Genomic DNA, 7,659 nt, shown 5'->3' on the forward strand with positions numbered 1-7,659 from the left:
ACTGCGCTGCAACGACAACACATAATCCAGCACAGGCTGAGAATCGATGAGCGGCCGTTTTGACGCCGATGTGCGGCTGGCCGTCATCGGGGATCCTGCCAGCACGGGCGCGGCAGGAGCGGCAGACCCTGCACTCGCTACTTCCAGGCTCGGTTCAGAGCCCCCCGCCGTCTGACTGACGTTCGGAGAGTTCTCCGTGGAATTTGTCAGGAGCGGGCTAAGCTCTCGACCGCGCACGGAAATGTGCTGCATCCACCCCATCCGCTGTTGTTGCGGCAGATTCGGGCGTTCCGCAATCAGAATGACCCCCACGTGACCGGGAGGAATCGACAGGGGGACGAGGAATAACGTTGCGTGTCCGGTCGGTCCCGCAGGAAATGTCCCCGCCGTATCAACAGACAGGGGACGCCCCTGCTTCAGAACTTCGGCCAGAATCTGCTGGAGCAGCGTTTTCTCGGTAGCGCCACGGAAAAAGCCACTTTCCTCAAAGCCACTGGCGGCGACGAGATTGAGCTGTCCCGTACCGCCGAACCAGAGCGCCCCCACCGTCGCACCCAGCTCGCCGAGCAATCGACGCAGGAACTCACCCGCATTTGTTGGGGGGTTGCCTGAAAACTGCTCGTCATTCGACATAGGAAAAGCCCTGGCTAAAAATTCGCCGATCGGAATCGGCAGAGTATCTTTTCAGAGGCCTGTTTTCTGCAAGAGCGATGCAAAGAGACATGAGCGGAACGAGTTTTCCTTTCCGCTGAATTCCGACAAAGACAACTTTTTGACACTTTTTTTCTCTCAATCGGTTTGGTATCACTTTAGACCGATTGTCTCAAACACGGCGAGAACGCTCGTTCACTTCGCATCTATTCATTCGCCGTAAACAGCTGGGTGGCAAACCGAAAATTTCGGGATTTGATCAGGGGAATGGATTGATGACAAATTCGTCCAGTTCGGTGCCCACAATGGATCTCAGCGACAACGATGTCGCCGCGATTGATCGGCTCCGTCAGCTCTACATGCGACTGAAGAAGGAGTTAGGGCGCGTCATCATCGGCCAGAATGACGTCATCGAGCGACTGGCGATCTGTATGTTTGCTCGCGGACATGGACTGCTGATGGGCGTTCCCGGACTCGCCAAGACATTGCTGGTCAGCAAACTGGCCGAAACGATGTCGCTCGATTTCAGCCGCATCCAGTTCACACCCGACCTGATGCCGATGGATATCACGGGGACCGACATTCTGCAGGATAATGCGGAAGGACGGCGCGAATTTACCTTCGTACGGGGCCCCGTGTTCGCGAACATCGTGCTGGCGGATGAAATCAACCGTGCTCCACCAAAGACGCAAGCCGCCATGCTCGAGGCGATGCAGGAGCAGAAGGTGACTGTGGTCGGCAAGACGTTCAAACTCGATTCCCCCTTCTTCGTGCTCGCCACGCAGAACCCGGTGGAACAGGAAGGAACGTATCCCCTGCCCGAGGCCCAACTGGACCGCTTCATGTTTCTGATCGAGCTGGATTACCCTTCGGAAGAAGAGGAAATTCAGATCGCCCGGACGACGACCGGTGCGGCACTGCCGGAACTTGAGCACCTGATGACGGCGGCGGAAATTATCGAGCATCAGCAACTGGTTCGACGTGTTCCTGTTCCAGACCACATCTACCAGTATGCCGCCCGACTGGTCCGCAAGACACGTCCACGAGGGACCTCGGCCCCGGCGTGGCTGAAGCCGCTGGTCGCCTGGGGAGCGGGACCGCGAGCCGTCCAGTTCCTGATCCTCGGTGCCAAGGCACGTGCCGCCCTGCACGGAAGCTATATGGTCCGGCTGGAAGACATTCAGGAAGTCGCGGTCCCCGTGCTGACGCACCGCGTCATTACGACCTTCGCCGCTCAGGCCGAGGGCCTGGATGCCAAACAGATTGTCAAACGCCTGATCAGCGAAACAATCGAAGAACAGTCAAGGTAAAGACGATCAGTCGCTTCGCAACTTCAAGGCCGGCCGGGCCGCCCGTTCCGTCAATCACGGGACGTGAGGCCCAGTCGACCCGCGTCGTGTCCGGAACGGCGACTCATGAAGTCGGAAGCGGCCTTCGTCTGCAGCCTGATGCCACCACGAAATGATTTCGTCCCCGCAGCCTGTCATGATCCCCCCATAACCCTTGAGGACTAAGTCATTCAGATTTGCGTTCGTCTCCTGTCCTCACGACTCACCATGAGAGGCCGAGAAGGGGAACAAGTCAGCGTCGCTGACGGACTGGTCACGCAGTCGGGTTCGATGATCCATTCGGACATCGCCCCGCTCTGACCTCCAGGTGTTCTGCCCGCAGGAGACGCAATTCTTTCAGTGAATGTCATTGCACGGAGCGCCCATGCTTTCGGATCGACAGCCTCGAAGTTTTCTGGATGCCCAGGTGCTCTCGCGGCTGTCCGGGATTCCGTTGTTCGCACGTCGGCCCATGCAGGGGAATGTCTCGGGCCGTCACGCCAGCCCGCATCGCGGTTCCAGCGTCGAATTTGCGGAATACCGGAAATATGTCCCCGGCGATGATCTCCGGCGACTCGACTGGCGTGCCTACGGACGTTCCGACCGGTTCTATGTCAAAGAGTTCGAGGCCGACACCAACCTGCGCTGTTGCTTCGTCCTCGACACCAGTGGTTCCATGAACTTTGGCTCGACCGGTGTCACGAAGATCGAATATGCCCGGCGGATCGCGGGAACTTTGAGCTATCTTGCCAGCCAGCAGGGGGACGCTGTGGGACTGGCCTGTGTGGCGGATGGCGTCACGCAGAACCTGCCCCCCAAACGAAATGCCGCACACCTGCGACTGGTTCTCGATCAACTGGAGCAGGCAAAACCCAAAGGGGATACCCAGTTGGCGGCCGTCCTGCACGAACTGGCTGAAACGATCCGGCAGCGGGCACTGATCATCATTCTGTCAGATCTGTTTATCGAACCTGCAGTACTTCAAAGCTGTTTCCAGCACCTGCGGTTTCGGCACCATGATGCCGCGGTGTTTCATCTGCTCGACCCGCTCGAGCTCAACTTTCAATTCCGTCGGCCCATGCGGTTTCTGGATATGGAAGGGGGCCCCGCCATCTTTGCGGAACCGAATGACATTGCTGACCGCTATGACAAGGCACTTCAGCTCTATCTGAAGGACCTCAAACAGGTGGTCCTTGAATCCGCGATCGACTATCACAGGATCAGTATCGACGAAGACTACGAACAGGTTCTCGTCCGGTTTCTGGTCAGTCGCGCCCAAGTCAAGGGGATGAGATGAGTTTCCTGCAACCCTGGTTGCTGTGGGGGCTTCCACTGATCGCCCTGCCGATCGTGATTCACCTGATCAATCAGCGTCGTTTCCAGACCATTCAGTGGGCGGCCATGATGTTCCTGCTGGCCGCACATCGGATGGCACGCGGCTATTCGCGTCTGCGGCAATGGCTGATCATGCTGTTTCGCATGCTGGCCGTCGCGGGTCTGATCTTTGCCGTTTCGCGTCCCCTCGCCAGCGGATGGCTCGGGCTGGCGGCGGGAGGGAAGCCCGACACGACCATCGTGTTGCTCGATCGGTCCCCCAGCATGCAGCAGCGGGGCGTCGGGACGGGCGATTCCAAGCTGGAAACGGGCAAGCAGCAACTGGTGCAGACGCTGCAGACCCTCGGTTCAACACGCTGGATCTATATCGACAGCACCGCCCACGAAGCTCAGGAGATTGAATCTCCTGAGGCCATCCTGAACCTTCCCTCGGCCACTCCGGCCAGCGCCCCGGCAGATCTGCCTCTGATGCTGCAATCGGCGCACGACTACATTCGCGACAACCGCACGGGGCGCACTGAAATCTGGATCTGTTCCGATCTGCGCGAAAATGACTGGACGGCCGAAAGCAGCCGCTGGTCCACACTGCGCGATGCGTTTCTGGAATTTCCACAGGGTGTGCGCTTTCATCTGCTGGCGTACCCCCAGTTGCCTGCAACCAACACATCGATCCGCGTGACCGAAGTGAAACGACAGATGACCAGTGACGGTGCGGAACTGCTGGTGTCGCTCAAAATTTCGCGTGAAGGAGCGGACTCAGAAAAACTGACCGTCCCCGTGCAATTCGATATTGAAGGGGCAAGGTCCCTGCTGAACGTCGAACTGACCGGGACGGGCACGGAGATCAAAGATCATCGGATCCCTGTGGAAAAGAAGCAGGAACGGGGCTGGGGCCGTGTCTCGATTCCTGCGGACGCGAACCCCTCTGACGACGACTTCTACTTCGTTTTCGACAATCCTCCCCCACGCAAGACGCTCATCGTCGCCGAGGACCCGCAAGTGGAACGGCCGCTTCAGCTCGCGGCGTCGATTCCTCCCGAGCCCTCGTTCGTCTGTGAAGCGAATGTGATCGGGATCGAACAGCTTCCGCTCACCGAATGGGATCAAGTATCTCTTCTTCTCTGGCAGGCGAATCTTCCCAAGGGTGCGGAGGCCGAATTAGTCCAGTCGTTTGTCGATCGGGGCGGGCAGGTGGTGTTCATGCCGCCGAGAAATCCCGGAAGTGACGAGTTTTCCGGAATTCGCTGGAACGAATGGACCATCTCAAACGACAGTATCCCGATCGAAACCTGGCGAGGAGACGAAGATCTGCTCAGCCGGACACTCAACGGAGCAGCCTTGCCCGTGGGTCAACTGGAAATCCACCAGTACTGCAGCCTGTCAGGAGAACAGACCCCGCTGGCCGCGCTGAAAGGAGGTGCCCCTCTGCTGGCACGTGTTCCCTCGAAACGAGGCGGTATCTATTTCTGGGCAACGACCCCCGCTCCTCGTGATTCCTCACTGGCGACCGACGGCGTCGTGCTGTACGCCTTCGTTCAACGAGCGGTCTCGGCCGGCGCGGCAGTCCTGAACAAAGCACGCCAACTCGATGCGGGTGACGCGGCCGGGGAAACCCCCTCGACCTGGACAACCATTGTCGCAGGGGATCAGGGGCTTTCGACCGAGTCCCTGTATCACCGTGGGGTCTACTCCGCGGCCGATCGACTGATCGCGGTCAACAGACCCGAGAGTGAGGAGGAATCCCGTGTTCTCGCAGAATCCCGTCTGACGGAACTTTTTCGTGGATTGAACTTTGTCCGTGTCGATGATCAGGCCGGCAGCCTGAATTCACTCATCCAGGAAATCTGGCGGGTATTCCTGATCACCATGCTGATTTCCCTGATCCTCGAAGCGGCATTGTGTCTTCCCAAAGTCCCCCGGAAACAGGACGCAGCTCGCACAGTAGGGGCCACGGCATGAACACGGTCCGCTCATTGACCTTCGCATGGGCTCCCTGGTCCGTGATCCTCTCCCTCGTCATCCTGACGATCACGGCAGGATTGTGTTACCTCGCCTGGAGCCGCACCGGTTACCGGCGCTCGATCGGATTGCTGGAACTGGTCCGATTTCTGCTCGTCGCGATCGGCGTCGTGCTGTTCAATCAGCCGGAATGGGTGGAAGAATTTCGCCCCGACGAGAAACCGACCGTTGCGGTCCTGTGGGATGATTCCGCCAGTATGGGAACGATGGACGTTACCAACCGCGAAACGGCCTCGACCACCGTCAAAACACGACGGGAAGCGATCCAGAAGCTGACCGAAGAATCGTTCTGGACCTCGGTGCAGGAACGGCTGACGGTCGTCGTGCAACCGATCAGTTCCACCGAGCCGACATCAGAAGAGGCGACCAGTCGCGGGACGAATTTGTACGAGCCGCTCGCCACAGCGCCTCGCCGGTTCAAAAACCTGCACGCCGTGGTATTAGCCTCGGATGGTGACTGGAACGAGGGGGAGCCTCCCGTTCAGGCTGCGGCCGCTCTGCGATTACGGGGTGTTCCCGTCTTCAGCGTCCCGGTCGGCAGTTCATCCCGCTTACCCGACGTGGAATTGTTGAGCCTCGATTCTCCCACGTTCGGTATCACGGGCAAGTCGGTACGAATTCCCTTCACCATCGAAAGTACTCTGCCACGCGAACATGTGGCGACGGTCAAACTGAAGGTCTCGGACGGAGAGGAAATCACCAAGGAAGTTCGGATCTCGCCCATGGGCCGCACCAGTGATTTTGTCATCTGGAAGCCGAAAGAGAACGGCGACTATACCTTGGCACTCGACGTTCCCAAGCACGCAGAAGAGCTCATCGCCGATAACAACCGGCTCTCGACCCCCATCGCAATCCGGGAAGAGAAACTCCGCGTGCTGGTTGTGGAATCGATTCCTCGCTGGGAGTATCGCTATCTCCGCAACGCACTCTCCCGCGACCCGGGGGTGGAAGTCTCGTGCCTGCTCTTTCATCCTGGTCTCGATAAACCGGGGGGCGGAAATAAAGACTACATCAAACGGTTTCCTCAGGGATTAGAGGAACTTTCCAAGTATGACGTCGTCTTTTTAGGGGACGTCGGACTGGAAGATGGTCAGCTTACCGCCGAAGACTGCCGCCTGCTGAAGGGTCTCGTTGAACACCAAGCGAGTGGTCTGGTCTTTATGCCCGGGTGGCAGGGAAGACATACGTCGCTGATTGAGACCGAGCTGGGAGACTTGTGCCCCGTCATTTTCGATCCCTCTCAGCCCGGAGGTTGGGGTTCGCGCACGCCCAGCCATTTTGAACTGACGGAGTCGGGTCGCCGCAGCCTGCTCACCAAGCTGGCCGATACTCAGGACGACAACACGGAGGTCTGGGAAGGTCTGCCCGGTTTCCAGTGGTACGCCCCTGCCCTGCGTGCGAAGGCCGGGTCAGAGGTGCTGGCGGTCCACAAGGACGTCGCGAATGAGTTCGGCCGCATTCCCCTGCTCGCCACTCGAACATTCGGGGCGGGCAAAGTGCTGTTCATGGGAACCGATGGGGCCTGGCGCTGGCGAAAAGGGGTCGAAGACAAATACCACTACCGCTTCTGGGGACAAGTCGTCCGCTGGATGGCCTATCAACGAAATATGGCCAAAGGTGAATCCATGCGGATGTACTATTCCCCCGAGCAACCCCAAGTACGCCAGACGATCGCCCTCAGTGCAAACGTGATGGAAAAAAGTGGTGAACCGTTACCCAAAGGGGACGTGACCGCACGAATCGTCGCCCCTTCAGGAAAAGCAGAAACCGTCCGTTTCACCTCGTCAGGCGATGAGTGGGGCGCCTTCACGTCCCGTTTCACTGCTGATGAACCGGGCAAGCACGACGTCATCCTGAGCTGTAAGCAGACAGATGCGACGCTCGAAACATCATTTTTTGTCCAGGGAACGGCCGTCGAGAGACTGGGCAGAGCGGCCCGGCCTGAAGTGCTGGAAGAAGTCTCTCGCGTCACGAGGGGAGAAGTGATCAGCCTTGATCGACTGGAACAGGTCCTCAAATCACTCGCGGCACTCCCGGAACCACCCCCAACCGTTCGACGCGTTCAGCTCTGGTGTCACCCGCTCATCGCGTCACTGATCGTGGTGCTGCTGGGGGTCTTCTGGGTAGGTCGAAAAATTGTGGGATTAATTTAACGATCGGAGAATCAGGCGTTGACTGACGAGGCCATGCAGCCACAGAGGAAGACAGCCGGAACTGTGATGGTCACCCCGAGGAGAGGTCGTCCGTTTATTCGTGGTGCCATATATGGGCTGATTAATCAACTAGTTTCGAAGCATGCAACAGTTAAACCTGATCCGATAAATTA

General features: G+C 58.5%; 5 protein-coding genes. 4 read left to right on the plus strand and 1 reads right to left on the minus strand.

Going from position 1 to position 7,659, the window contains the following annotated elements; genetic code table 11:
* A partial coding sequence (locus VGE80_RS22440; protein ID WP_440594197.1) for a hypothetical protein occupies positions 1-633 on the minus strand: 633 nt, incomplete at its 3' end.
* 293 nt (positions 634-926) lie between these two features.
* On the opposite strand from VGE80_RS22440, the gene VGE80_RS22445 reads away from it, so the two are divergent.
* The 4 genes from VGE80_RS22445 (at position 927) to VGE80_RS22460 (ending at position 7,486) form a co-directional block, all read left to right on the plus strand.
* Positions 927-1,961: an AAA family ATPase gene (locus VGE80_RS22445; RefSeq protein ID WP_440594198.1), complete on the plus strand. Its 1,035-nt coding sequence runs from the start codon at positions 927-929 to the stop codon at positions 1,959-1,961.
* A gap of 403 nt (positions 1,962-2,364) precedes the next feature.
* A complete protein-coding gene (locus VGE80_RS22450) occupies positions 2,365-3,276 on the plus strand; it encodes a DUF58 domain-containing protein (protein ID WP_440594199.1) in 912 nt (303 codons plus the stop codon).
* Entirely contained in the window at positions 3,273-5,273 is a 2,001-nt protein-coding gene (locus VGE80_RS22455) for a BatA domain-containing protein (protein WP_440594200.1), read from the plus strand. The genes VGE80_RS22450 and VGE80_RS22455 overlap by 4 nt, the downstream gene beginning before the upstream one ends.
* A complete protein-coding gene (locus VGE80_RS22460) occupies positions 5,270-7,486 on the plus strand; it encodes a hypothetical protein (protein ID WP_440594201.1) in 2,217 nt (738 codons plus the stop codon). Before VGE80_RS22455 ends, VGE80_RS22460 begins: the two co-directional genes overlap by 4 nt.
* The last annotated feature ends 173 nt before the right edge of the window (positions 7,487-7,659 follow it).

This window comes from Schlesneria sp., assembly GCF_036405755.1.
Lineage (GTDB): Bacteria > Planctomycetota > Planctomycetia > Planctomycetales > Planctomycetaceae > Schlesneria > Schlesneria sphaerica.